This window comes from Actinoalloteichus sp. GBA129-24, assembly GCF_001941645.1.
Lineage (GTDB): Bacteria > Actinomycetota > Actinomycetes > Mycobacteriales > Pseudonocardiaceae > Actinoalloteichus_A > Actinoalloteichus_A fjordicus.
Genome location: NZ_CP016077.1, coordinates 4226676 through 4248829, shown reverse-complemented (window position 1 = coordinate 4248829; position 22154 = coordinate 4226676). Strand labels below are relative to the sequence as shown.

Annotated in this window: 16 protein-coding genes, 1 pseudogene and 1 CRISPR repeat array; of the genes and pseudogenes, 10 read left to right on the top strand and 7 right to left on the bottom strand. The window is 71.1% G+C overall.

Going from position 1 to position 22154, the window contains the following annotated elements; genetic code table 11:
- Window position 1: 1 nt before the first annotated feature.
- Window positions 2-1036, bottom strand: a complete 1035-nt coding sequence (locus UA75_RS18365) for a LacI family DNA-binding transcriptional regulator (protein WP_075741297.1) — start codon at window positions 1034-1036, stop codon at window positions 2-4.
- 274 nt (window positions 1037-1310) lie between these two features.
- On the opposite strand from UA75_RS18365, the gene UA75_RS18360 reads away from it, so the two are divergent.
- The 5 genes from UA75_RS18360 to UA75_RS18340 all read left to right on the top strand — a co-directional run bounded on the left by UA75_RS18360 (window position 1311) and on the right by UA75_RS18340 (window position 7842).
- The gene (locus UA75_RS18360) at window positions 1311-2600 is read left to right on the top strand and encodes an ABC transporter substrate-binding protein (RefSeq protein ID WP_198044174.1); all 1290 of its coding nucleotides are present in this window, start codon (window positions 1311-1313) and stop codon (window positions 2598-2600) included.
- Between the two features lie 141 nt (window positions 2601-2741).
- Entirely contained in the window at window positions 2742-3662 is a 921-nt protein-coding gene (locus UA75_RS18355; RefSeq protein WP_198044173.1) for a carbohydrate ABC transporter permease, read from the top strand.
- Complete coding sequence (locus UA75_RS18350) at window positions 3662-4504, top strand: carbohydrate ABC transporter permease (RefSeq protein ID WP_083683301.1); 843 nt, start codon at window positions 3662-3664, stop codon at window positions 4502-4504. Before UA75_RS18355 ends, UA75_RS18350 begins: the two co-directional genes overlap by 1 nt.
- A 71-nt stretch (window positions 4505-4575) precedes the next feature.
- Window positions 4576-6648 (top strand): glycoside hydrolase family 127 protein, encoded by a 2073-nt coding sequence (locus tag UA75_RS18345; protein ID WP_075741295.1) that lies wholly within the window; start codon window positions 4576-4578, stop codon window positions 6646-6648.
- A gap of 30 nt (window positions 6649-6678) precedes the next feature.
- A complete protein-coding gene (locus tag UA75_RS18340) occupies window positions 6679-7842 on the top strand; it encodes a LacI family DNA-binding transcriptional regulator (RefSeq protein ID WP_075741294.1) in 1164 nt (387 codons plus the stop codon).
- Between the two features lie 479 nt (window positions 7843-8321).
- Here the strand turns inward: UA75_RS18340 and UA75_RS18335 are convergent, their stop codons facing one another.
- From UA75_RS18335 to UA75_RS18325, 3 genes are all read right to left on the bottom strand, one after another.
- A complete protein-coding gene (locus UA75_RS18335; protein WP_157434278.1) occupies window positions 8322-9773 on the bottom strand; it encodes a DUF6055 domain-containing protein in 1452 nt (483 codons plus the stop codon).
- Window positions 9774-9867: 94 nt separating this feature from the next.
- Entirely contained in the window at window positions 9868-10878 is a 1011-nt protein-coding gene (locus UA75_RS18330) for a glycoside hydrolase family 43 protein (RefSeq protein ID WP_083683300.1), read from the bottom strand.
- A 1054-nt stretch (window positions 10879-11932) separates the two neighbouring features.
- Complete coding sequence (locus UA75_RS18325) at window positions 11933-12553, bottom strand: hypothetical protein (protein ID WP_075741291.1); 621 nt, start codon at window positions 12551-12553, stop codon at window positions 11933-11935.
- Window positions 12554-13156: 603 nt separating this feature from the next.
- Between UA75_RS18325 and UA75_RS18320 the strand changes: the two genes are divergently transcribed.
- Window positions 13157-14038 carry an aminoglycoside phosphotransferase family protein gene (locus UA75_RS18320; protein WP_232237307.1) on the top strand — a complete coding sequence of 294 codons (882 nt, stop codon included), beginning with the start codon at window positions 13157-13159 and terminating at the stop codon, window positions 14036-14038.
- A 503-nt stretch (window positions 14039-14541) separates the two neighbouring features.
- Window positions 14542-14844, top strand: coding sequence for a hypothetical protein (locus tag UA75_RS33100; protein WP_157442272.1), 303 nt, complete (start codon window positions 14542-14544; stop codon window positions 14842-14844).
- A gap of 124 nt (window positions 14845-14968) precedes the next feature.
- On the opposite strand, the gene UA75_RS18315 is transcribed toward UA75_RS33100, so the two are convergent.
- The gene (locus UA75_RS18315) at window positions 14969-15577 is read right to left on the bottom strand and encodes a TetR/AcrR family transcriptional regulator (RefSeq protein WP_075741290.1); all 609 of its coding nucleotides are present in this window, start codon (window positions 15575-15577) and stop codon (window positions 14969-14971) included.
- Window positions 15578-15735: 158 nt separating this feature from the next.
- Here UA75_RS18315 and UA75_RS18310 point away from each other — a divergent pair, with 158 nt between their 5' ends.
- The gene (locus UA75_RS18310; protein ID WP_075741289.1) at window positions 15736-16632 is read left to right on the top strand and encodes an SDR family NAD(P)-dependent oxidoreductase; all 897 of its coding nucleotides are present in this window, start codon (window positions 15736-15738) and stop codon (window positions 16630-16632) included.
- Window positions 16633-16874: 242 nt separating this feature from the next.
- A CRISPR array of direct repeats spans window positions 16875-17573; the repeat unit is 37 nt; unit sequence GTGGCATCGGCCCTCCGGGGCCGATGAGGATCGCAAC.
- An 82-nt stretch (window positions 17574-17655) separates the two neighbouring features.
- Here UA75_RS18310 and UA75_RS18305 read toward each other — a convergent pair.
- Both UA75_RS18305 and UA75_RS18300 read right to left on the bottom strand, forming a co-directional pair.
- The gene (locus tag UA75_RS18305) at window positions 17656-18330 is read right to left on the bottom strand and encodes a response regulator transcription factor (protein WP_075741288.1); all 675 of its coding nucleotides are present in this window, start codon (window positions 18328-18330) and stop codon (window positions 17656-17658) included.
- The gene (locus UA75_RS18300) at window positions 18327-19802 is read right to left on the bottom strand and encodes a sensor histidine kinase (RefSeq protein ID WP_075741287.1); all 1476 of its coding nucleotides are present in this window, start codon (window positions 19800-19802) and stop codon (window positions 18327-18329) included. Before UA75_RS18300 ends, UA75_RS18305 begins: the two co-directional genes overlap by 4 nt.
- A gap of 166 nt (window positions 19803-19968) precedes the next feature.
- Between UA75_RS18300 and UA75_RS18295 the strand changes: the two are divergent.
- Together UA75_RS18295 and UA75_RS18290 are read left to right on the top strand one after the other, a co-directional pair.
- Window positions 19969-20877: pseudogene (locus UA75_RS18295) on the top strand (ABC transporter ATP-binding protein); the annotation flags it as partial.
- A gap of 221 nt (window positions 20878-21098) precedes the next feature.
- Entirely contained in the window at window positions 21099-22004 is a 906-nt protein-coding gene (locus UA75_RS18290) for a hypothetical protein (protein ID WP_075741286.1), read from the top strand.
- Window positions 22005-22154 lie beyond the last annotated feature (150 nt).

The window sequence follows — 22154 nt, the reverse complement described above, 5'->3', positions numbered from 1 at the left end:
ATCACGTCCCCGGCTCCACCGTCGTCTCCCGGACCACCAGCCGAACCGGCAGCGTCACGATCCCGCCCTGGCGTTCGCCGTCGATGGCGTGGAAGAGATGCCGCGCCGCCGTGCGTCCCAGCTCCTCCAGGTTCATGTCCACACTGGTCAGCGGCGGCCGGGAGCTGGTGGTCAGCACCTCCCAGTTGTCGAAGCCCGCCACCGAGACGTCCTCGGGCACCCGGCGCCCCCGCTCCCGCAGGGTGTCCAGCGCCCCTCTGGCGACCTGATCGTTGCCGCACAGCACCGCGTCCACGTCCGGGTTCGCCGCCAGCAGCTCGGCGGCGGCCTGCCTGCCCCAGGCCTCGGACCACTCCCCGTAGGACTCGGTGCCGCCGACCAACTCGAGCCCTGCCGCGTGCAGCGCCTCGGTCACCCCGGCCACCCGGTCGCGGGCGGCGGCATAGTCGGCGTCGCCCGCCAGCAGTGCGATCCGCCGTCGGCCACCCGCCACCAGGTGCTCCACGGCCAGCGCGCCGCCTCGGACGTTGTCCGGCACGAAGGAGACGTCGGCCTCGTCCTCGGACGGGGCGTAGGCATAGACCACCGGCACGGGCAGCTCCTGCCCGAGGCTGGGCCGAGGATCGGTGCGCGATCCCACCACGATCAGGCCGTCGACCCGTCGGGCCAGCAGCGCCGCCACGTGCGTGCGCTCGCGCTCGGCGTCGCCGCGCGCGTCGCACAGCAGCACCGAGGTCGCCCCGGAGCCGAAGGCGTCCTCGGCGCCCATCAGGATCGGCAGCGCGAACCGGCCCTCGAGGTCACTGGTGAGCATGCCGACGGTGCCCGACCTCGGCATGTTCAGCGCCTGGGCGAAGGGATTGGGGGTGAACGACAGGGATTCGGCCGCCGCCAGGACGCGCTGCCGGGTCTCGGCGCGCACCTGTCGGCGTCCGTTCAAGGCCTTCGACGCGGTGGCCACCGAGACGCCTGCGAGCCGGGCGACGTCGGTGAGGGTGATCGAGCGCTTCTGCTCGCCCCGGGTGACACGGTCCATCGCCTCATGCTCCTCGGCCTGACGAGTTCGCGGTGCCGTCGCATTCTCTCGCTGTCGCGGTCTTGACGTCGGAACCAGCCCGAACCTACGATACCGAAAGTAGTTTCGGTTTGTGTCGCCGGTCACGGAGACCGTTGCCGTCGATCGATCTCGACCGGGGAAAGGTACTGGTCGGAGACTCGGTCAGCGTCGTCTTCCGCTCTCCACAGTGGGCGACGGTGTCGTCGTCATGCCGCTCGACTTCGCTCAACGACGAGCACAAGGAGAACGTGACGTGCGGAAGAAAAGAGTGCGCCGTCGAGTCGGCACGGTGCTCGTCGCCGCGATGCTGACGGCGGCCTGCGGCGGGGGCGAGGTGGGGGACCCCGACGCCGCGACGGGCCAGACCCTCACGATCTGGACTCGCGCGGCCACCGAGGCCCAGACCCGAGGCTTCGTCGAGGCCTACAACGAGCTGGGCCGCAACCAGGTCGAGCTGACGGTGGTCCCCAACGACACTTACCTGCAACAGGTCGCCACGGCCGCAGGCGGCCGGAGCCTGCCCGACCTGCTCGGCGCCGACGTGGTCTACGCCAGGAACTTCATCCGACACGGCTTCTACACCGACATCAGCGAACGGCTCGCCGAGACGGGTCTGGTCGAGCACCTGGCCCCGGCCCACCTGGACGCGGGCACCGCCGACGGCGCCCACCACGCCGTGCCGCACACCCTCGACCTCTCGCTGATCTTCTACAACAAGGTGCTCTACCGCGAGGCGGGCCTCGATCCGGAGCAGCCGCCGACGAGCCTGCCCGAGATGATGGCGCACGCCGAGGCGATCTCGGCACTGGGCGGCGAGGTCTCGGGCACCTACTTCGGCGGCAACTGCCCCGGCTGCCTGCTCTTCACCCTGTGGCCGATGGTCTGGGCCGACGGGGGAGAGATCCTCACCGCCGACGGCACCGCCTCCGCCATGGACTCGGCGACCATGGGCCCGGTCTTCCAGGCCTATCGCGACGCCTTCGCCGACGGACTCGCGCCCGCCTCGGCGGCGCAGGAGAACGGGATCAGCTGGTTGCAGCCCTTCGCCGAAGGGCGGATCGGCGTCGCCCCGCTGGGCTCGACGATGCTGCGGCTGATGCCGGAGCACGAGGACCTGGAGATCGGCGTCGCCCCGATCCGGGGCATGGCCGGCGGCGAGTCGACCTTCGTCGGCGGCGACGTCCTCGGCATCACCGCCACCTCCACGAAGACGGCGGCGGCCTGGGACTTCCTGTCCTGGACGCTGTCGGCGGACGTCCAGCGCGAGGTGCTCACCTCGGGCGGCGACGTCAGCGTCCGCACCGATCTCGAACCGACCGGTCCCGACGGCGTCGGTCTGCCGGATGAGCGGTTGCGGACCTTCCACGAGGTCGTCGAGGTCGGTCGGGTGCCCACCGCGATCAACTTCGGCGCGACCTTCAACGACCCGCAGGGCCCGTGGCTGCAGTTCGCCCGGTCGGCGATCTTCGGCCCGGAGTCGGTGGAGGAGGCCGTCGCCGCGTTCCGGCCTCGGCTCGACTCCTCATTGGACGTCGCGGGCTAGCCGCCGTCCCGCCGCCGTGCCCGACCAGCCCACGCGCCCGACCAGCCGCCGGTTCGCCCGCCGCCTCGCCGACGGACCTGCACCGATCGATCGGCCGCCACCGCAGGCGAGGCTCGAGACGTCCCGATCAAGGGAGCCCCCGTGAGAAGCACCGGCACCGCCGCCCCGCCCCGGCGCAGACGTGGCAACCGAGGCACCGATCGGTCCGCCCAGGCACTCGTGTTGTCGTTGCCCGCGTCGCTGGTCGTCGGGCTGCTGTTCGTCGTCCCGCTGGGGCTGCTGGTGTGGATGTCGATGACGGACTGGCCGCTGCTGGGCGAGCCGAGCTTCGTGGGCCTGGCCCAGTACGGCGCGATCCTCGACGATCCGCTCTTCCTGGATGCCGTCTGGTTCACCGTGCGCTACACCGTCATCACCACGGTGATCCTCACCGTCGTCGCCCTCGGCCTGGCACTGCTGGTGCAGCAGACCAGGCTCGGCACCGGCCTGCTGCGCACCGCGTTCTTCCTGCCCGCCTCGATGGGCCTGGCGGTCGCCAGCCTGCTGTGGTTCGCCCTGTACTCCGACGAGGTCGGCCCGCTGTCGGATCTGCTGATGGCGGTGGGACTGGTCGACGAGCCGGTGAACTGGCTCGGCACCCCCGGCGGCGCCCTCTGGTCCACGGTGCTGATGGTGCTGTGGCGGTTCGCGGGCTTCTACATGATCATCCTGCTCACCGGGCTCCAGTCGATCCCGACCCAGGTCTACGAGGCGGCCCGGATCGACGGCGCAGGCTGGTGGCGCACGTTCACCGGGGTGACGCTGCCCCTGCTGCGGCCCACTCTCGCGCTGGTGCTGGTCCTGTCGGTCACCGGATCACTGCTGGCCTTCGAGCAGTTCTACGTCCTTACCGGCGGCGGCCCCGACAACTCCACCGTCACCGTCGTCGCCACGATCTTCCGCCAGGCCTTCACCCTGTTCGACCTCAGCCGAGCCGCCGCGATGTCGGTGGTCGTGCTGATCGCGCTGGTGCTGGCCAACATCGTCCAGTTGAGCCTGATCAGGAAGGGAGGCGACTCCTGATGGCGGCCGCACGGCGCACCCGGATTCGCATCGTGATCGCCGACACGGGCGCGCTCACCACCGGCATCGCGCTGGCGATCCTCTTCCTGCTGCCGCTGCTCTGGGCCGGCTACTCCTCGCTGAGCGGGCCGAGGGCGACGGGCGACGGCGCGGGCCTGGGCACCGAGAACTATCAGCGGCTGTTCTCCTACGGGGAAGGCCTGTTCGTCTACGTCGCCAACAGCGTGGCCGTCTCGCTGATGACGGTGGTGGGCACCGTGGTGGTGTCGGTGCTCGCGGGCTACGCGATCGCCCGCTTCCGCTTCCCCGGCCGCAATCTGCTCTTCCTCGGCACCCTGGCGATCATGATGGTGCCCTACCCGACCATCCTCATCCCGCTCTACGTCCTGCTGAGCCGGGCCGGATTACAGAACTCGCTGGTCGGGCTGGCTCTCGTGCTGATCATGTTCCAGCTGCCGTTCTCGCTGTTCATGATGCGCAACTCCTTCGAGGCCGTGCCGAGGGAGTTCGACGAGGCCGCCCTCGTGGACGGCGCCGGGGTGCCCCGCACGCTCTGGTCGGTCCTGCTGCCCGCCGTGACGCCCGGCGTGATCACCGTGGCGCTGTTCGCCTTCCTCAACTCCTGGAACGAGTTCATCGCCCCGTTGATGCTGGTCACCGACGGCTCCCGCTACACCCTGCCGGTGGCGCTGGCCGCGATGCGCTCCGGGAACTTCGGCGCGGTCGACTTCGGCGCCCTCCAATCCGGCGTCGTGGTCAGCGCGGTGCCCTGCATGATCCTGTTCGTCCTCCTGCAACGGAACTACGTCCGAGGGTTCGCCTCCGGCGCGCTCAAAGGGTGAGTCCACCCCGCCGCCCGCCTCCTGTTCTGCAACTCGGTTCCCTGTCGACCACGGTGAAGGAGACACCTTCGATGCACACCCCCGCCGCCTCCACCGCCACCGAGCAGACCACGCCGCGATCCGGCATGGACCTCGGACCGCCTGTCGCGCCCCGCCACGGCGCACTGACCCCGCTACGGCTCGACGAGGTGCGGCTCACCTGCGGCTTCTGGGCCGATCGGCAACGGATCAATCGGGAGAACACCCTCGGCCACTGTCAACAGTGGATGGAGCGCCTCGGCTGGATCGACAACTTCGACGCCACCGCCGACGCCCTCGCCCGGAGCACCGACGGCGAGCATCACGGTGCGAACTTCGCCGACTCCGAGGTCTACAAGCTGCTGGAGGCACTGGCCTGGGAGGCGCACCGCAGCGACGACGCCGAACTGGACGGCCGGTTCACCGCCCTGGTCGAGCGGGTGGCCGCCGCCCAGCATCCCGACGGCTATCTCAACACCTGCTACGGCAGGCCCGGCAGGCCCGCGCGGTATTCGGACCTCGCCTGGGGACACGAGCTGTACTGCGCCGGACACCTGATCCAGGCCGCCGTGGCGCGCGCCAAGACCCGGGGCGTCGAGGAACCGCTGGTCACGGTCGCGCGTCGTGTCGCCGACCACCTTTACACCGAGTTCGGGCCCGCCGGACGCGAGGCGGTGTGCGGACATCCCGAGATCGAGACCGCGCTCGTGGAGCTGTACCGGGTGACCGGCGAGGAGCGACACCTCGAACTCGCCAGGCTGTTCATCGACCGCCGAGGCACCGGCACCCTGCCGCCGATCCACTTCGGCGCCGCCTACTTCCAAGACGACCTGCCCGTCCGGGAGGCGACCGTCCTGCGCGGACACGCCGTGCGGGCGCTCTACCTGGCGGCAGGCGCCGTCGACGTCGGCGTGGAGACGGGCGATCAGTCGTTGATCGACGCCGTCGGCACCCAGTGGGACACCACGATCGCCCGCCGCACCTACCTCACCGGCGGCATGGGCTCGCACCACCTGGACGAGTCCTTCGGCGCGGACTACGTGCTCCCGCCGGACCGCGCCTACTCCGAGACCTGCGCGGGCATCGCCTCGGTGATGCTGTCCTGGCGGCTGCTGCTGGCCACCGGCGACCCGCGCTACGCGGACCTGGTGGAACGCACCCTGTTCAACGTGGTGGCCGCCTCGCCGCGCGCCGACGGTCGCGCCTTCTTCTACGCCAACACCCTGCACCAGCGCACGGCAGGGGCGGTGCCCGCCGAGGACGAGGTCAGCAAGGCGGCGGGCGCGAGCCTGCGGCCGCCCTGGTACGGCGTCTCCTGCTGCCCGACGAACGTGGCCCGCACCCTCGCCTCCGTGGCGGGCTATGTCGCGACCCGCGACGCGGAGGGCGTGCAGATCCACCAGTACGCCGCCTGCGACATCCGCACGCGGCTCGACGACGGCACCGAGATCGCCCTGGAGATCACCACGTCGTACCCGCGCGATCGCGGTATCGCGATCCGAGTCCTGACGGCCGGGCGCTTCGCCCTCACCCTGCGCGTGCCGCACTGGGCGCAGGGCACGGCGGTCCTGGCCGAGGGCGGTAGGCATCGTCAGTTGCGCGAGCCGACCTTCACCGTGCGACGCGAGTTCGCCGAGGGCGAGACGCTCCGGCTCGACCTCGACCTCACCCCGAGGTTCACCCGGGTCGACGACCGGGTGGACGCGGTGCGCGGCTGCGTCGCGGTGGAGCGCGGCCCACTGGTGCTGTGCGCCGAGTCCGTCGACCTCCCCGCAGACCTCGACCTCGAAGACCTGCGCGCAGACCTCTCCGTGGCTCCCCATCCCCACCCCGAGGGCGCGACGGTGCGGGTGCGGCGACGACCGGAGCCCGTGGCCTGGCTCGGCCAGTGGGGGCCCTACGGCTACCCGATCCACGAAGACGATCGCGCGCCCGCCGACGGGGGGAAGTCGGCAGGGTTCTCGACGACGTCCCCCGCAGGGGAAGACCGCGGCGACCAGGCGGCCGAAGCGTCTGTCGAATCGACCTCGGCAAGCCAGCGCACACAATGGGTCCTGCTGCGGCCCTACCACCAGTGGGCCAATCGCGGCCCGTCGACGATGCGCGTGTGGCTGCCCGCCCGGTAGCCGGGCGGCGAGACTGACGACGGAGCGGTCATGGACAGGACTGGGCAGGCCACCGTGCATTCGGTGGCGGTGCGGGCAGGCGTGTCGGCGGCCACGGTGTCGCGGGCGCTCAACGGCCGGGCGGACGTGCACGAGGAGACCCGACGTCGGGTGCTCCGCGCGGCGGAGAGCCTCGGCTACCGGCGGCCCAAGGGCAGCGGTCGCCGGCGGGAGCGGGTCGGGGAGCGCGTGATCGGGCTCCTCACCGGGGACTCCGTCGCAGGCCGCGACCCGAGGACGGCGCGCGCTCCCGATCTGTCAGACGGCAGGGACCGGGCCGTCACGGCAGGCCGGAACGGCGCCGCCGTGGCAGGCCGGGGCGGCGACGGTGCGACCGGCGGTGCGACGACGGGCTGCGACGTCGGCACCGCAGGCCGGTTCAGTCTCCCCGTCCTGCGCGGCGCGGAGGCGGCCTTCGGCGGCACCCACGTCGTCGCGATGCTGTGCTGGGCGCCGAGCGACCGGGTTCGCGAGCGTCACCACGCCGAGACCCTGGTGCGACGCGGGGTGGACGGCCTGCTGATCCTCGGCCCGCGCCGGGAGGCACGGTTCCCGATCCCGCTGCACGGCGTGGGGTCCGTCCCGGTCGTCTACGCCGTCGCACCCTCGACGGGTGTGCAGGATCTGTCGCTGATCACCGACGATCGGGCGGGCGGTGCACTGGCGGCCCGACATCTTCTCCAGCGCGGCTGTCGTCGGATCGCCCACGTGCCCGGCCCGCCCGCCGAGGCGTCCGCCGCCGAACGCTCCGCAGGCTTCGTCGCCGAGCTGGCCCGCTCGGGGCTGGCACCCCTGGCACCGGCAGGCCGACAGGGCCGGTGGAGCCAGAGCTGGGGGCGCCGCGCGGCGGGCCTGCTGCTCGACCGGCATCCCGATCTCGACGGCGTGTTCTGCGCCAGCGACCAGATCGCGGCGGGCGTGCTGGACGGGCTCCGGGAGCGAGGCCGATCGGTGCCGGCCGAGGTCGCGGTGGTCGGCTACGAGAACTGGGAGCTGTTCGCCGAGGAGACCAGACCCGGCCTGACCACCATCGACATGAACCTGGGCCTGCTCGGCCGCCTCGCCGCCGAACGCCTCATCATCGGCGGTGACGAGCCGATCGCCGGCGGCCTGCTCCGGGTGCCGCCGCGCCTGGTGGTGCGCGGCTCGGCCTGAGCCGGTTCATGCCGTCGCTCGCGACGGGCGGCCTGGCCGAATCCACGGCGGGTGAGCGAGGGCGGCACCGGGGCCGGGCGCGGTCGGCCCCGGATCATCGGACCTTGACTCGACACTGTCGAGCAGTGCGTCAACAGTCCCGGCCTGCGGCTCCGGCCACAGCATCCGGCACGGCGCCCGCGCCACCCGCAGACACCACCTCGGGACCGGCCGGACGACGCCCTTGAAGCTCCGCAGACCGCTGCCGCCGCTGGAGAATAGAAGGCCTCGGCGGCAGGTCGAGAGGCGAGACGGGGCCGACGTAGCCGGTACACCCCGGCCCGTGCCGCGGCGGTCACCGGTCTCGCCGGCGCCGACTTCTCGCGCGCTGACGACCTCGCTCGGCGTCCGCCTGCCCGCCCGACCCGGGCGAGCAGGCGACACCACTGCGCGAGGCGTCCGGCTCACGTCGGCGGGCCGTCGCGAACGGACCATCGAACTCAGGTCGTCCCGGCCACCGGCCTGCCGCCCTGCACCGTGACCTGGTACGGATAACCCGGGCTCGGGGTGCCCAGCTCGTAGTTCACATGCTGCGTCGGCGTGGCCGTCACCACCAGGATCAGATGCGTCTCACCGGACTGCAACGCGAACGATCCCGTCTGCCCGCTGCTGTACAACGGGCTGTACCGGGCGGAGAAGTCGGCGCCGACCGCGACGAAGCCGAAGCGCCAGTCGGGGCTCGGCGCCCCGCCTGCCTGCCCGTCGAGCCGGACCGAGACCGCGCCCGTGGAGTTCGGCTGCAACTGCACATGGTTGTAGCCGTACTGCTGGGGCGCCCGATTCGCCGGAATCCGATACGTCCCCCCACCCGCGTCCTGCAAGGACACCGTGTACAGCGGCCGATAGGTCGGATTCGAGCCCCGCCACAGGTCGCTGCGGATCGCCGCGCCGTCGGTGTAGTCGAAGGTGACGTTGCGGCGGGCGTGGTCGGCGATCAGCTCGGCGAAGGCGCCGTGGTTCAGTCCGAGCACCCGCTTGATCGTCGTGATCGGGTGCTCGCCCTGCCGCGCCTCGAACCACAGGTCGTCGACGAACGACGTGCCGTAGCGGTCCCGCAGCGTGTTGATCAGCGTCCAGTCGCCGTAGTAGGTCTGCTGGTCGAGCCAGCGATAGTGGTGTCGGCCGTAGTAGCCGGAGCCGGTGACGACCTCGGGCCTGCGCATCCGGGCCATGTAGTTGGCGTGGGCCTCCCAGAACGGGCCGGAGTACCGGTTGCCCTCGCCGAAGCCGCCGCCGTTGCCCGCCGCCCGGTTCTGCTGGCTGGCATAGACCTGGAGGACGTGGACGAACTCGTGCGACTCCACCCAGTCGTCCCAGATCTTGTCGTAGGGCAGACACATGTGTCCCGCTCCGACGTCGTCGGCGCCCGCCCAGTTCGCGGGCGGCAGGAAGCCGCCGGACCAGCTGCCGCACAGATACAGGTTGATCTTGAAGTCCCGTCCCGGCGACAACGCGTTCGGATCGGCGAAGCCGACCTGATGCACGTAGTAGTCGTAGGTCCGCTCCATCACGTCCAGCACGTAGGCGGGATAGTCGGCGATGCCCCGGTTCTCCTGCGCCCAGCGGACGACGTCGACCGAGTCGCCCCAGCGCACCACGAAGTTGGCCGACTCGCGGCTGTTGCCGGTGTAGGCGCCCGCATCGATCAGGAACCGGGGGACCCGAGCCTGCTTGCCCTGCGCAGGCTGCGCATCGGCAGGCTGGCCTGCCGACTGAGCCGGCGTGATCGGCGCGAGGGCGGGCACGGGGGCGACGGCGGCCGTCGCGCTGATGTCGGTCGAGCCGGGGCCTGCGGGCGGCGAATCGGCGGGCTCGGCGGCGACCGGTGTCGCGAAGGACAACGCGGCGGCGAGCGACAGGGCGAGCACTCGGGATGTTCGGGCGGTCCGCATGATCATCTCCTCTTCGTTGAGGCTACGAGTTCGGCGGCGGTGATCTCGCCGGCGGTGGAGCGTCGGCGAGAGGGCGTGATCGGGGTGGTCGAGATCAGAGCTGCCTGGTCTGCTGGACCGGCAGCATCAGCCCGGCGGCGTCGTACTCCACCCGGTCCAGACACACCGAACGACGGAACTGAGTGCCGCCGGGCAGGTCGGAGGTGTGATAGGCGATGTACCACCGACCCCGGAACTCGAAGAACGCCTGGTGATTCGTCGGACTGCTCACCCGACCGTTCACCGTGCCCCGGAACGTCCACGGCCCCGTCGGCGACGACGACGTCGCATAGTCGATCGTGGCCGGATTGCCGCCCGCCGCGTAGGACAGGTAGTACAGATCGTTCCGGCGATGCAGGAAGGGCGCCTCCCAGAAGCCCGGCAGCCCCGAGATCGTCTGGATCGGCCCGGCCAGCGAGATCATGTCGTCGGCCAGCGGGGCATACCGCAGCTCCCACCATGAACCCCAGTACAGATGTGCCCGCCCGCTCGGATCGACGTACACCGTGGGGTCGATGTTCAGCGTCGGGGCACTGGGATCGCTGCCGCTGACCAGCGGCGTGCCCCGAGCATCGCGGAACGGACCCAGCGGCGAGTCGCCGACCGCCACACCGATGGAGAACCAGGCCGGACCACGGTCGGCGATCGGCACATACCAGTAGAAGCGCCCGTCGCGCTCCACACACTGACTGGCATAGGCGGCACCGTCCGACCAGGAGAAGTCCCGCCAACTCAGCCGGGGGCCGTGATCGGTCCACGTGGTCAGGTCGTCGCTGGAGAACACGTGCCAGTCGTTGATCAGGAAGTCGGTGGCACCCGGCGCGGCGACGTCGCGACCGGCATACAGGTAGACGCGGTCCTGGTGCACCAGCACGGCGGGGTCGGCGGTGTGGATGTGCCGGATGATCGGATTGCTCCACTGCTGGTCGGCCTGTCGTGGTGCCGGGCGGGCTGAGACGGCGGCGTGGGCGGCAGGCCCGACGGTGAACGTGGTGGCGGCGACGGCCGCCCCCAGCCCCATCGCCTTGAGCACTCCCCGGCGCCCGGGAGTTCGGAGTTCGTCCATTGTGGACCTTTCGAGTCGAGACCGGCGCGGACCACCAGCCGTCCTGCGCGCGCCCGGCCGAGTCGACCACGGCGGACGCCGGAGGAGCCGAGGCGTCGTTCAGCAGGGGGCCGCGCGGGCAGGCGTGGCCCCCAAGGCCGACGGCGTCGGGTCCGAGGGATAGCTCTCACGTGCCGAAACAGCACCGAAAGCGGTTTCAACGCTAGGTGTGACCCCGGACACCGTCAAGCGGCCGTTCGGTCGCCGCAAACTCGCCCGCCCAACCCAATTCGCCCGCCCGCACCGTCGGCGCGACGCACCGCCGTCTGCCGTATCGCGTCGGGCGATGCCGGGGTTCGGGGGCGGCGACGGTGGCGAACTGCGCACCCTGATCTGTGGGTGACGGGTTGGACTTAGCGGTGATCAGCGCGCGTGGTCTGTGCTCGATCCGGTGCTCTGCGACCTCCTTGCGATCCCGAGGGCGTGGTCACCATGGGACTGCCCGTGCTGGCGTGTGCAAGGGTGTCATCGTCGGCCGACCGCTTGTCCTGGGGCGCTGGGCTGTGGCTCTCTCGCTGGTATCGGTCATAGGCTCGGCCCGGTTAGGGAGGGCAAGCGTCGTGCGACACGCCTGATCCTTCCGAACCTGCCGACGGGCGTGTTGGTCTCTACCCGATAACCTTGCGATGCTGGGAGACATGACATCCCTGCTGAGGCAGGGTGGCACCGGCCCTTCGGGGCCGGTGAGGATCGCAACGCCCCGTCGAAGTCGGTGAGCGTCTTCGAGGCGGCGGTGGCACCGGCCCTTCGGGGCCGGTGAGGATCGCAACGCCGGTCCGCCCAGTAGTGCGTCGCGGCGGAGATCAGGTGGCACCGGCCCTTCGGGGCCGGTGAGGATCGCAACGCCGGCGATGTTGCCCAGGATCATCAGGCACCACGAGAGTGGCACCGGCCCTTCGGGGCCGGTGAGGATCGCAACCCCACCGGACTGCTACTGCGACGCATCTCGGAGGCCTGACGGACGTACGCAGCGCCCCCGCACCAGCGCGGTGCGGGGGCGCTGTCATTCGCGGGGTCAGTACTCCCATTCCCAGCCGTTCCCCGCAGGCCGGATTCCGAACATCGGATCGAACGTCACAACCCCGCTGGCATGCGCCGTGTCGAGCGTGATCCGTGCGTGATAGGTCGTGCCCGACCGCATCCCGCCGATGGGGAACTGGTCTGCGTCGTCCATACACGAGTAGGACTCGATCGACGCAGAGTCACCCTCACCCACGCCGTCTGCGGAGATGATGCCGAAATCGAACGGGGTGATGTTCAACGTCCCGGCCGTCTGGTGGACCTCGACGGTGATGTCCACGACCACGAAATGCCCGCGCGACGGAGGGCTCGCCCACTGCGAGGTACATCCCGGATCGACGGCGGTGCCGGTGACGGTGGCCGTAGCCGTCCCCTGACCGAGGTCGATGGGTTCGCCGATCTCGACGATCTCCAGGTCGCGTTCGGAGAACTCCACTGCAGGCGCAGGCGCAGGTTCGGGGGCCGATTCCTCGTCCAGTTCCCCGGTCGTCACGGTCGGTGCCGCAGATTCGGGGCGGCCTGCCGGGTCGGCTGTCGCGGTGCCGGGGTCGGTGGTGGTGCACGCGGCGAGCAGCGCGACGGCGGCGAGCAGCAGGGCGGGACGTGCGGGCGTCATGGCGGGATCATCGCGCCGCGACGAGAGTTGGATACCGGTTGTGACCATGTCGAGACGTGACGGTGCCCCCGCGACCACGACGGTCGCGGGGGCACCGGTCGTTCAGCGGCGTCGTCCGCCCCGCTGGTGTCGGCGGCGGTCCGGACGCGGCAGGCGGGCCGGGCGGACGGTGCCGGGGCGGGCGGGGAGATGACATGCGGGCCTCCTGTTGGTGCTCGGGATGGTGGGCGGACCCGCCGTGGTCTGGTCACGGCAAAAAGAGGCGCCCGAACCACCTCGGTGCAGGCGCCTCTTGGGTTCATACGCAGGAGATCTGCGCTTTCGGGGAAGACTGCTCATCTCTGTCGCTGCGGCGGCTCCTCCTGCGCGTCGGCCACCCGCTCCATTGCGGAGGCGAGCCGCTCGATCGCCGCGGGAATTGCACCGGTCCTCCGGGCCGGTGTGGATGGCAACTCGCGCGAGCCGGTATCCCGTGTGGAAGCTTGTCGCCAGGCGGCACCGGTCTTCCGGAACCAGCACAGATCGAGACGGCGGGCGGCTGTAGTCGACGCACCGCTACGAAAATCGGGTGCATCTAGGCGGTTCTGCGTGCAGGCTGCCCAGGTGAACGTGGAAGACATCGGCGCACGGTTGAGCGACCGGTTCGGTTCTGCGGCCGAGGGTTGGCTCGCAGCGGTCCCGTCCGTCGCTGCGGATCTGGCCTCCCGGTGGGGCCTCGTGCTCGGTGAGCTGTTCGCGAGCGGCGCCTCATCGGTCGTCCTGCGCTGTCGATGGCCGGACGGAACGCCTGCGGTTCTCAAGCTCAGTCCGGATCGGGCGTTGTTGACCAGGCAGGTGGAGATGCTGCGCGTGTTCGCGCCGTCCGGTCGGGTGCCCGCCGTGTTGGCCGCCGATGCCGAGGCCGGGGCGATGGTGCTGGCGGAGGTCCTCCCCGGCACCGAGGCCGAGGACCTGCCACCGACGTCATTACCACCGCGATGGGCCGAGCTGCTGGCCGCCCTGCACGCCGTGACCCCGCCCGCGCACTGGCCGTGGGACCTGCGCGGTCGGTGTGACGAGGCCTTCGTCCGGATCGGCCGCAGGCTGGCCGAACCCGCTATCGGCGCGCGGATCGACGAGGCCACGTGGCAACGGACGATACGGCGTTGTGCGACGCTGCTGGACACCCAGGCCACGACCGTGTTGTTGCACGGCGATCTGCACCTCGGCAACGTTCTGGACGGCGGTCCGTCGCGGGGGCTGATCGCGATCGATCCGAAGGCGTGTCTCGGAGATCCGTGTTACGACGCCGTCGACTATGTGGTGGCCGGTGCCGGACACGAGGGTGTCGAGGCCCGCTGTCAGCGGGTGGCGGCGGCGTGCGGGCTCGATGGGGACAGGCTGTATTCGTGGAGTCAGGTGGTCGCACCGATGGCGGCCATCGCACACCTCACCTACGGCGGCCCAGAGCCGGTGATCGACGAACTGATCGCCCTGACCCGTTGATCTACCGCGCATATCCGCCTTGTCGCTGACCGTACAACCGGCCCCTGCGCGGTTCGGGAGGGCAAGCGTCGTGCGCCACGCCTGATGGTTCCGAACCGGTCGCCGGAGGTGTCGGTCACTGCTCGATAACCTTGCGGTGTTGAGAAGTTCAATGCCCCTGCTCCGGCAGGGTGGCACCGGCCCTTCGGAGCCGGTGAGGATCGCAACCACGGCCTCTACAGCGGCACCGCCGACGACCTCGGTGTGTGGCACCGGCCTTTCGGGGCCGATGAGGATCGCAACAGCGCCGGCGCCCACTCCGGACACCACGGCCCCTAGTGGCACCGGCCCTTCGGGCCGGTGTGGATCGCAACGTGATGGTCACGTCCGGTGCTGGCACTGGCTGAAACGTGGCACCGATCCTGCGGAGTCCCGCAACATCTCCGGCACGTCCTCAACCGGGTGAGACTTCGGGCGTAGTCGGGTGTGATCGCGATGTGCCCAGGCGGAGATGGCGCCGCGCCGTGATGATCAGTTCTGTCTCAACAGAGGATCAGCGGAAAGGCAGACTGATGGCGGCAGGGATCGTGCGCGTGGCGGCATTCGGTGGACGGTGCTGGATGTGCGGCGCGACTGCGGTCGCCGGGGAGAAGCTGGCCGGCCGCCGACACAAGGTCCGGCTGCTGTGCAAGCGGCATGATCAACTTGTTTTCGCTGGCGATGCGTCCGGCTCACCGCCGCCCGACCCACGGGTGCACAGCGCGGCGACATCCGGCGACGATCTTGATACCCCCGATCCCGTCGTCGCTGATCAGAACCCTTCTTGAGCTGCGAGGGCGTCTCGACGGGAGAGCTCAGCGCCGGGCTGCCGTCATCCGGAGGCTCATCGAATTCCACGGGGACGTACTAGATCCGGCAGTCGCGACCCAGCTCCCACCGCCGCAGCGCGCCTCAGCCCCGCCGCCCCCGCAGCCCGTCGAAGATCACCGACAACAGGTGTGCGCGCTGCGTCGGGTCGGGGCCGATGTGTTCGTGCGCGTGTGAGGCTCCGACCATGAGCGCGACGACGTCCGACGTGCTCAGGTCCGGTCGCAGGCTGCCATCTTGCTGGGCTCGGGCGAGCAGCCCGGCCACGGCCTGGTGAAGCTGCTGGACGACCCCCGGGTGTGTGCTGGTGATCTGCTGCACGTCGGTGCCGGAGTGCGCCAGCGCGGTGGCGAACTGGTGCTTCGTCGCTGAGAGTTCGATCCAGCGATGGAAGAACGTGCGGAAGGCGGCGTCGGCGTCCGCAGTGTCGCTGAGTCGCTCGGCCTCGGCGGTCAGCTGGGTGAGGCGGCCGATCGCGACTGCCTCGATCAGCGCCTCCTTGGTGGGGAAGTGGCGGAACACGGTGCCGATCGCGACGCCCGCCCGTCGCGCCACCTCCTCGGTGGAGGCGGCCGGGCCGACCTCGGAGAAGACGGCGTCGGCTGCTTCCAGGACTCGTTCTCGGTTGCGACGTGCGTCGGCGCGCAGCGGCGTCCGAGCCGAGGTGGTGGCCGCCTGGTCCCTCGTCGTCATCTGTCATCCCCATCGAGCGGCTGCCGCGAGTCCCACCGGAAGGAGGCCTGCGTTCGTCTGTTCACGCTACCGCGCAGTGATCGTTGATAAGTCGAGTCTTCACTCACTATAGTAACCGGAGTCTCCACTCATTTTATGTGACAGCGAGGTGCGTCCTGATGAGAACGATCGTGATGACCGGCGGAACATCCGGCTTCGGCGAGCTGACCGCGCGACAGATCCTCGCCACCCCGGACACTCGCCTGCTGCTGGGCACCCGCGGCCACGCGCCGACCGGGGCGGAGCCCATCCCGCTCGACCTCACCCGGCTCGCGGACGTGCGCGCCTTCGCCGACGCCGTGCGAGAACGGCTCGGTCCCGACAAGATCGACGCCCTGGTCCTCAATGCAGGCATCAACCCGCCGGACGGCGACGGTCGCACGGACGACGGGTTCGAGACGGCCTTCGGCGTCAACCACCTGGCGCACTACCTGCTGCTCCGGCTGCTGCTGCCCCTCTTGGCCGAGAACGCCGTCGTGTCGCTGACCACCAGCGGCACCCACGACCCGGCGGAGGGCACGATGATTCCCCCGCCTCGTCACGCGAGCGCCGCCCTGCTGGCGCACCCGGATCGCGATCCGGCGCGGGACGCGCAGCCCCGCACCGCAGCCGGGCGGGCCTACTCCTCGTCGAAGCTCTGCAACATCCTGACCGCCCGGGCACTCGCGCTCCAGCCTGCGGCGAGGGCGAGGAACCTGACCGTCCTGGCCTACGACCCCGGCCCCACACCCGGCACCGGACTGCTGCGCAGCGCGCCGCCGATGGCTCGGTTCGTCTGGCGGACCTTCGGCGCCGTCTTACGCAGGCTGGTGCGACGGTTCAACAGCAAGGAAGCAGCAGGCGGTAACCTCGCCGCGATCGCCCTGGGAACGGTCCGCCCGCCCGCCGGACGCTATTACGCGGCCGTCCGACGCGACGCGCTCACGTGGCTCGAACCCTCGGAACTCGCCCGCGACGAGGAGGCCCGGGACGCCCTGTGGCGGGACAGCGCTCCCTTGGTCGGCCTGCCTGCCTGAGAGCGCCGCCGATACTGGTCGCGAGCGGATCGGCGCGGATCGCCAGCGCCGTCCTTCGCCCTTTCGGTTCGAGCGTGTTGACGTCGAAACGCCCTCGGAGCGCGATGATCCCGCACCACTGAGCTTCGGGAAGGCAAGCGTCGTGCGACACGCCTGACCATTCCGAACCGTTTGCCGGGCGTGTTGATCACCACCAGGTAACCTTGAGGCGTTGAGGAAGGCAATACCCCTGCTGCGGCAGGGTGGCATCGGCCCTCCGGGGCCGATGAGGATCGCAACAACAACACCGACGCGGCCATCCACCGCGTCGTGTCTCTGTGGCATCGGCCCTCCGGGGCCGATGAGGATCGCAACTTGTGTTCGAGGTCGACCGTACTCACGTCTTACCCATGTGGCATCGGCCCTCCGGGGCCGATGAGGATCGCAACGGGTGTGGGCGCTCTGCATGTGGTCGTCGGGGTCGAGGTGGCATCGGCCCTCCGGGGCCGATGAGGATCGCAACAGTGGCGCCGGGACGTCCTGCGCCCACTCGATGCGGGCGTGGCATCGGCCCTCCGGGGCCGATGAGGATCGCAACCTCCAAGCGGCGCGGGCCGCCGCGGCGGCCGAGGGTGGTGGCATCGGCCCTCCGGGGCCGATGAGGATCGCAACCTCGCGTCGGCGACGGCCCGCATCGGCGGCGTCGGGTGGCATCGGCCCTCCGGGGCCGATGAGGATCGCAACCGCTGCGGCACCTCGCGGTGGGTGCGGTGATCACTGGTGGCATCGGCCCTCCGGGGCCGATGAGGATCGCAACCCGGCCTGGAGGTCCAGCAGGTGTTGACGACCGGCAGTGGCATCGGCCCTCCGGGGCCGATGAGGATCGCAACCGCGCCGCCGCGCAACAACGCGACGGCGACCTCGAGTGGCATCGGCCCTTCGGGGCCGATGAGGATCGCAACGACGAACTGAGCCGGACGGCGTACCGCGACTATGTCTGTGGCATCGGCCCTTCGGGGCCGATGCGACGATGGACCTGCCTCGCTACCCCGCCGTAGCCAGCCCCGTCTGAAACGCGATCACGACGAGTTGTGCCCGGTCCCGCGCGTCCAGCTTCATCATCGCCCGGTTGACATGCGTCTTCGCCGTCAGCGGCGAGACGTGCAGGCGGGCGGCGATCTCGTCGTTGGACAGGCCCGTGGCCACCAGCCCCACGACCTCGCGCTCCCGATTCGTCAACGCCGACAGCCGCTCCGGCTGCGTCGGCTCCGCCACCTGCGGGCCGCTCAGGAACCGTTCGATCAGCCCTCGGGTGGCCTTCGGCGACAGCAGCGCCTCGCCTCGCGCCACCGTCCGGATCGCCGCCAGCAGCTCGCCAGGTCGCACGCCCTTGCCCAGAAACCCGCTCGCCCCGGCCCGCAGCGCCTCGAAGACGTACTCGTCGACCTCGAAGGTCGTCAGCACCAGCACCCGGACCCCGACAAGATCATCGTTCGCGATGATCTCCCGCGTCGCGGCGAGGCCGTCCAGCTCCGGCATCCGGATGTCCATCAACACCACGTCGGCCCTGGTCGAACGGACGAGGTCCACCGCCTCCCGGCCGGTCGACGCCTCGCCCACCACTTCGAGATCCGGCGCCGAGTCCACCAGCACCCGGAATCCCGCCCGGATCAACGCCTGATCGTCGGCCACCACGACCCGCACCGGCTCGCTGCTCACTTCGCCTCCCCGGCGCTTGCGGACGGGATCGGCAGCCGGGCGAGCACCCGGAAACCACCGCCGCTGATCGGCTCCGCACTCAGTGTCCCGCCCACCGTGACGGCCCGCTCCCGCATCCCCACGATGCCGTGACCGCTGGGCGCGGACTGCCGCGCCACCGGCTCGCCGGACTCCGCCCGTTCCGCAGGACCCGACGCGGCCGAGCCCGCAGGCGAATTCGACGCCGGTCCCGACCCTGCCGGACCCGTCGATCCCGAATCGACCGAGCCGGCACCCGCCGCCGAAGACCCCGATGCCGAAGACCCCGCCGCCGCAGCACCCCACACCGTGAGATCCGACCCGCCCGACACCGCCCCAGCACCCGCCGCCCCGGACCCCCGCGCCACCGCAGCCGCACCCGACTCCGGCGCCCCGTTCCGCACCTCCACGACCAACTCCGCCGGACCGTGCTCGATCCGCACCACCACCCCGGCCCCCCGACCGTGCTTGTGCGCGTTCGTCAACGACTCCTGCACGATCCGATACCCCGCCAGATCCACCGCAGGTGGCAGCGGACGATGCCTGCCCGAGGTCACCAGCTCGATCCGCAGCCCCGTCGCCGCGAACGCTTCCACCAGCTCGGAGACCCGATCCAGGCTCGGCGCGGGCTCGGTCGACGCCGCAGGCTCCTCCGCGCCGCGCAACACCCCCAACAGAGTCGTCATCTCCGTCAACACCGTGTGCCCCGCATCCCGGATGTGCCCCACCGCCGCCGCAGCAGCCGCGGGCTGGCTGGTCAGCAGATGCTCGGCCACCCCGGCCTGCACCGTGATCACCGCGATGTGATGCGCCACGACGTCATGCAGCTCGCGGGCGATCCGCATCCGTTCCGCCACCACCCGCCGCGCCGCCTCCTCCTCCCGACTCTGCTCGGCCCGCCGCGCCCGCTCCTCCACCTCGGCGATGTAGGCCCGCCGACTGGACAGCGCATCACCCACCGCCACGGCGATACCCAGCCACGCCACCACACCGGGATTCCCCAGGCCCGGCAGCAGAGTCGGCGCCGCGATCGCCGACACCCCGGCCAGCACGAGCGCCGCCACGGCACCCGCAGCCCACGCCCGCCGACGCGGAACCAGCGTCGCCACCGTGTACGCCGCCACCAGCGCGGGCGCCAGATACGGGGAGGGCCCGCCGCCGATCACCAGCGTCGCAGCGCCGATCACGGTCGTCGCCGCCAACACCGGCAGCGGCCACCGCCTGCGCAGCACCAAGGCCGCACACCCCACCGCCCCCGCCAGGATCATCCCGAGATTCAGCTCGGCACGGGCGAACGGCGGTTCCCAGCCCGGCGGCCCCGGCGCCCACTCCGGATGCCGCCCCATCGCCTGCGACGCGATCAGCGGGCCGACGAAGAGCAGCACCGCCACCACCGCGTCGAACACCAGCGGATGCCGCCGCACCACCTGCCGCCACCGGGCCGAACGCCTCATGCTGCGCACCGTAGGCCCGCCCGGCCGCCGCCGCGTCCTCCCCACGCGGTCCGTCGACGTACTGCACCCGCAGTAGGGCGCCTCGGCGCTACCACCAGCGCCGCTGCCCCAGATGTCTGCGCGCAGACGACGCGCCGACCCCCTCCCGGCGACGAGGCTTGAGCCCATGATCGAGGCAGCGAACCTGACCAAGCGCTACGGCGAGAAGACCGCCGTCGAAGACCTGTCCTTCACCGTCCGCCCCGGCGCCGTCACCGGCTTCCTCGGCCCCAACGGCGCAGGCAAGTCCACCACCATGCGCATGATCGTCGGCCTGGACGCCCCCACCGCAGGCTCGGTCACCGTCAACGGCAGGCCCTACGCCGAACACGCCGCCCCGCAACGCGAGGTCGGCGCCCTGCTGGAGGCCAAGGCCGTCCACACCGGCCGCTCCGCCTACCACCACCTGCGGGCCATGGCCGCCCTCACCGGCATCTCCCGCCGCCGCGTCGACGAGGTCATCGAACTCGCCGGACTCGCCGACGTCGCCCGCAAACGCGCAGGCGGCTTCTCCCTCGGCATGGGTCAACGCCTCGGCATCGCCGCCGCCCTCCTCGGCGACCCGACGACCCTCATCCTCGACGAACCGGTCAACGGCCTCGACCCCGACGGCGTCCTGTGGATTCGCACCCTGCTCAAGGACGTCGCCGCCTCGGGGCGCGCCGTCCTCGTCTCCTCCCACCTGATGAGCGAGATGGCCCTGACCGCCGACCACCTGATCGTCATCGGCCGAGGCCGACTGATCGCCGACGTCTCCGTGGCTGAATTCGTCGCCCGCGCCGCCCGCGACAGCGTGCTGGTCCGCTCCCCGGACGCGGGCCGACTCCGCGAGGTCCTCGCCGAGGACGGCGTGGTGATCAGCGGCGTCGAACGCGGACTCCTCGACATCACCGGACTCACCGCAGGCCAGATCGGCGACCGCGCCCACGCCGAGGGCATCCGCGTGCACGAACTGACCCCGCAACAGGCCTCCCTCGAAGAGGCCTTCATGGCCCTGACCAGGGACGCCGTCGAATACCACGGCGGAACGGCCGCCGGACCCGCCCACGCGGCCCGCCCGGACCCCGACGCCGCGAACCCGATCGACCTCGACGACGCGACGACGCGAGCGACCGGCAACGCCCCGGCGGCCACTGCGGCGCAGACAGCCGGGAACCAGCCGGGCGAGACCACGAACCAGCCCGGCGAGAACACACCGGCAGCCGACGAGGCCGCCGACCAGGCGCGCGAGTTCACGACCCCCGGAAGGACCGACCGATGACCGCACCGGACACCGCCACCAGGCCCGGCCGCCACGCCGCAGCGGAACCCGTCGAGCCTCCGGGGGCAGGACGAGACACCGACACGACAGGCCCAGCGGGCTCGACCGCCAAGGTCACGCTCCCGCGCGTCATCCACTCCGAGTGGATCAAGCTGTTCACGCTGCGCTCCACCGTGATCGCCTTCGCCGCCTCGATCATCGCCCTCGTCGGACTCGGCGTCCTGTTCGCCGCCACCAGCACCGGACAGGTCACACCCGGCGGACCCGGCGGCGGCGGGCCTCCGGTGGCGGGGCTCGACCCCACGACGCTCTCGTTGAGCGGCGTGCTCCTGGTGCAGCTCATCGTCGGCTCGCTCGGCGTGCTGGCCATGGCGGGGGAGTACTCCACCGGGATGATCCGGTCCTCGCTGATCGGCGTGCCGAGACGACTGCCCGTGCTGTGGGCCAAGGTGCTCGTCTTCGGCGGCGTCGCCTTCGTCACGATGCTGCTCGCCGCCGTCGCGGCCTTCCTGGCCGGACAGGCCGTCCTGGACGCGGGCGACGCGGCGAGCATGACGCTGTCCGATGACGGGGTGCTCCGGGCCGTGGTCGGGGCCGCCGTGCAGGTCACCGGGGTGGGGCTGCTCGGCCTCGCCCTCGGCGGGCTGCTGCGCAACACCTCGGCCGCGATCTCCACCCTGGTCGGCGTGATCCTGGTGCTGCCGGGGTTGATCACCCTGCTCGGCCAGGACATCGCCGACACCGTCAGCCCGTACCTGCCCTCGAACGCCGCCGCCGCGTTCAACTCGATCGCCGAATCGCCCGCGCTGCTGTCACCGGGGCAGGGGCTCGCGGTGTTCGGCGGGTACGTCGTCGTGGCCCTGATCGGGGCGGCGGTGCTGCTGCGACGGCGGGATGCCTGACGCGGGACCGCCTGACGCCTGAGAACGCTACGAAGCCGGGGTGCGAGCGAGCCGCTCGCGCCCCGGCTCCGCGTCGTGGGTGGGCCGCGTCGCCTGCGCCCCGCCCGCGTCCGTCGTGATCTCGGAGCGTCCCTGCGGCCGGCGGAAGAC

Bases quoted from the DNA above. Each gene is read 5' to 3' on its own strand.
- UA75_RS18365 (WP_075741297.1), bottom strand. From the start codon at position 1,036: ATGGACCGTGTCACCCGGGGCGAGCAGAAGCGCTCGATCACCCTCACC.
- UA75_RS18350 (WP_083683301.1), top strand. From the start codon at position 3,662: ATGGCGGCCGCACGGCGCACCCGGATTCGCATCGTGATCGCCGACACG.
- UA75_RS18345 (WP_075741295.1), top strand. From the start codon at position 4,576: ATGCACACCCCCGCCGCCTCCACCGCCACCGAGCAGACCACGCCGCGA.
- UA75_RS18340 (WP_075741294.1), top strand. From the start codon at position 6,679: ATGGACAGGACTGGGCAGGCCACCGTGCATTCGGTGGCGGTGCGGGCA.
- UA75_RS18335 (WP_157434278.1), bottom strand. From the start codon at position 9,773: ATGCGGACCGCCCGAACATCCCGAGTGCTCGCCCTGTCGCTCGCCGCC.
- UA75_RS18330 (WP_083683300.1), bottom strand. From the start codon at position 10,878: ATGGACGAACTCCGAACTCCCGGGCGCCGGGGAGTGCTCAAGGCGATG.
- UA75_RS18325 (WP_075741291.1), bottom strand. From the start codon at position 12,553: ATGACGCCCGCACGTCCCGCCCTGCTGCTCGCCGCCGTCGCGCTGCTC.
- UA75_RS18315 (WP_075741290.1), bottom strand. From the start codon at position 15,577: ATGACGACGAGGGACCAGGCGGCCACCACCTCGGCTCGGACGCCGCTG.
- UA75_RS18310 (WP_075741289.1), top strand. From the start codon at position 15,736: ATGAGAACGATCGTGATGACCGGCGGAACATCCGGCTTCGGCGAGCTG.
- UA75_RS18300 (WP_075741287.1), bottom strand. From the start codon at position 19,802: ATGAGGCGTTCGGCCCGGTGGCGGCAGGTGGTGCGGCGGCATCCGCTG.
- UA75_RS18290 (WP_075741286.1), top strand. From the start codon at position 21,099: ATGACCGCACCGGACACCGCCACCAGGCCCGGCCGCCACGCCGCAGCG.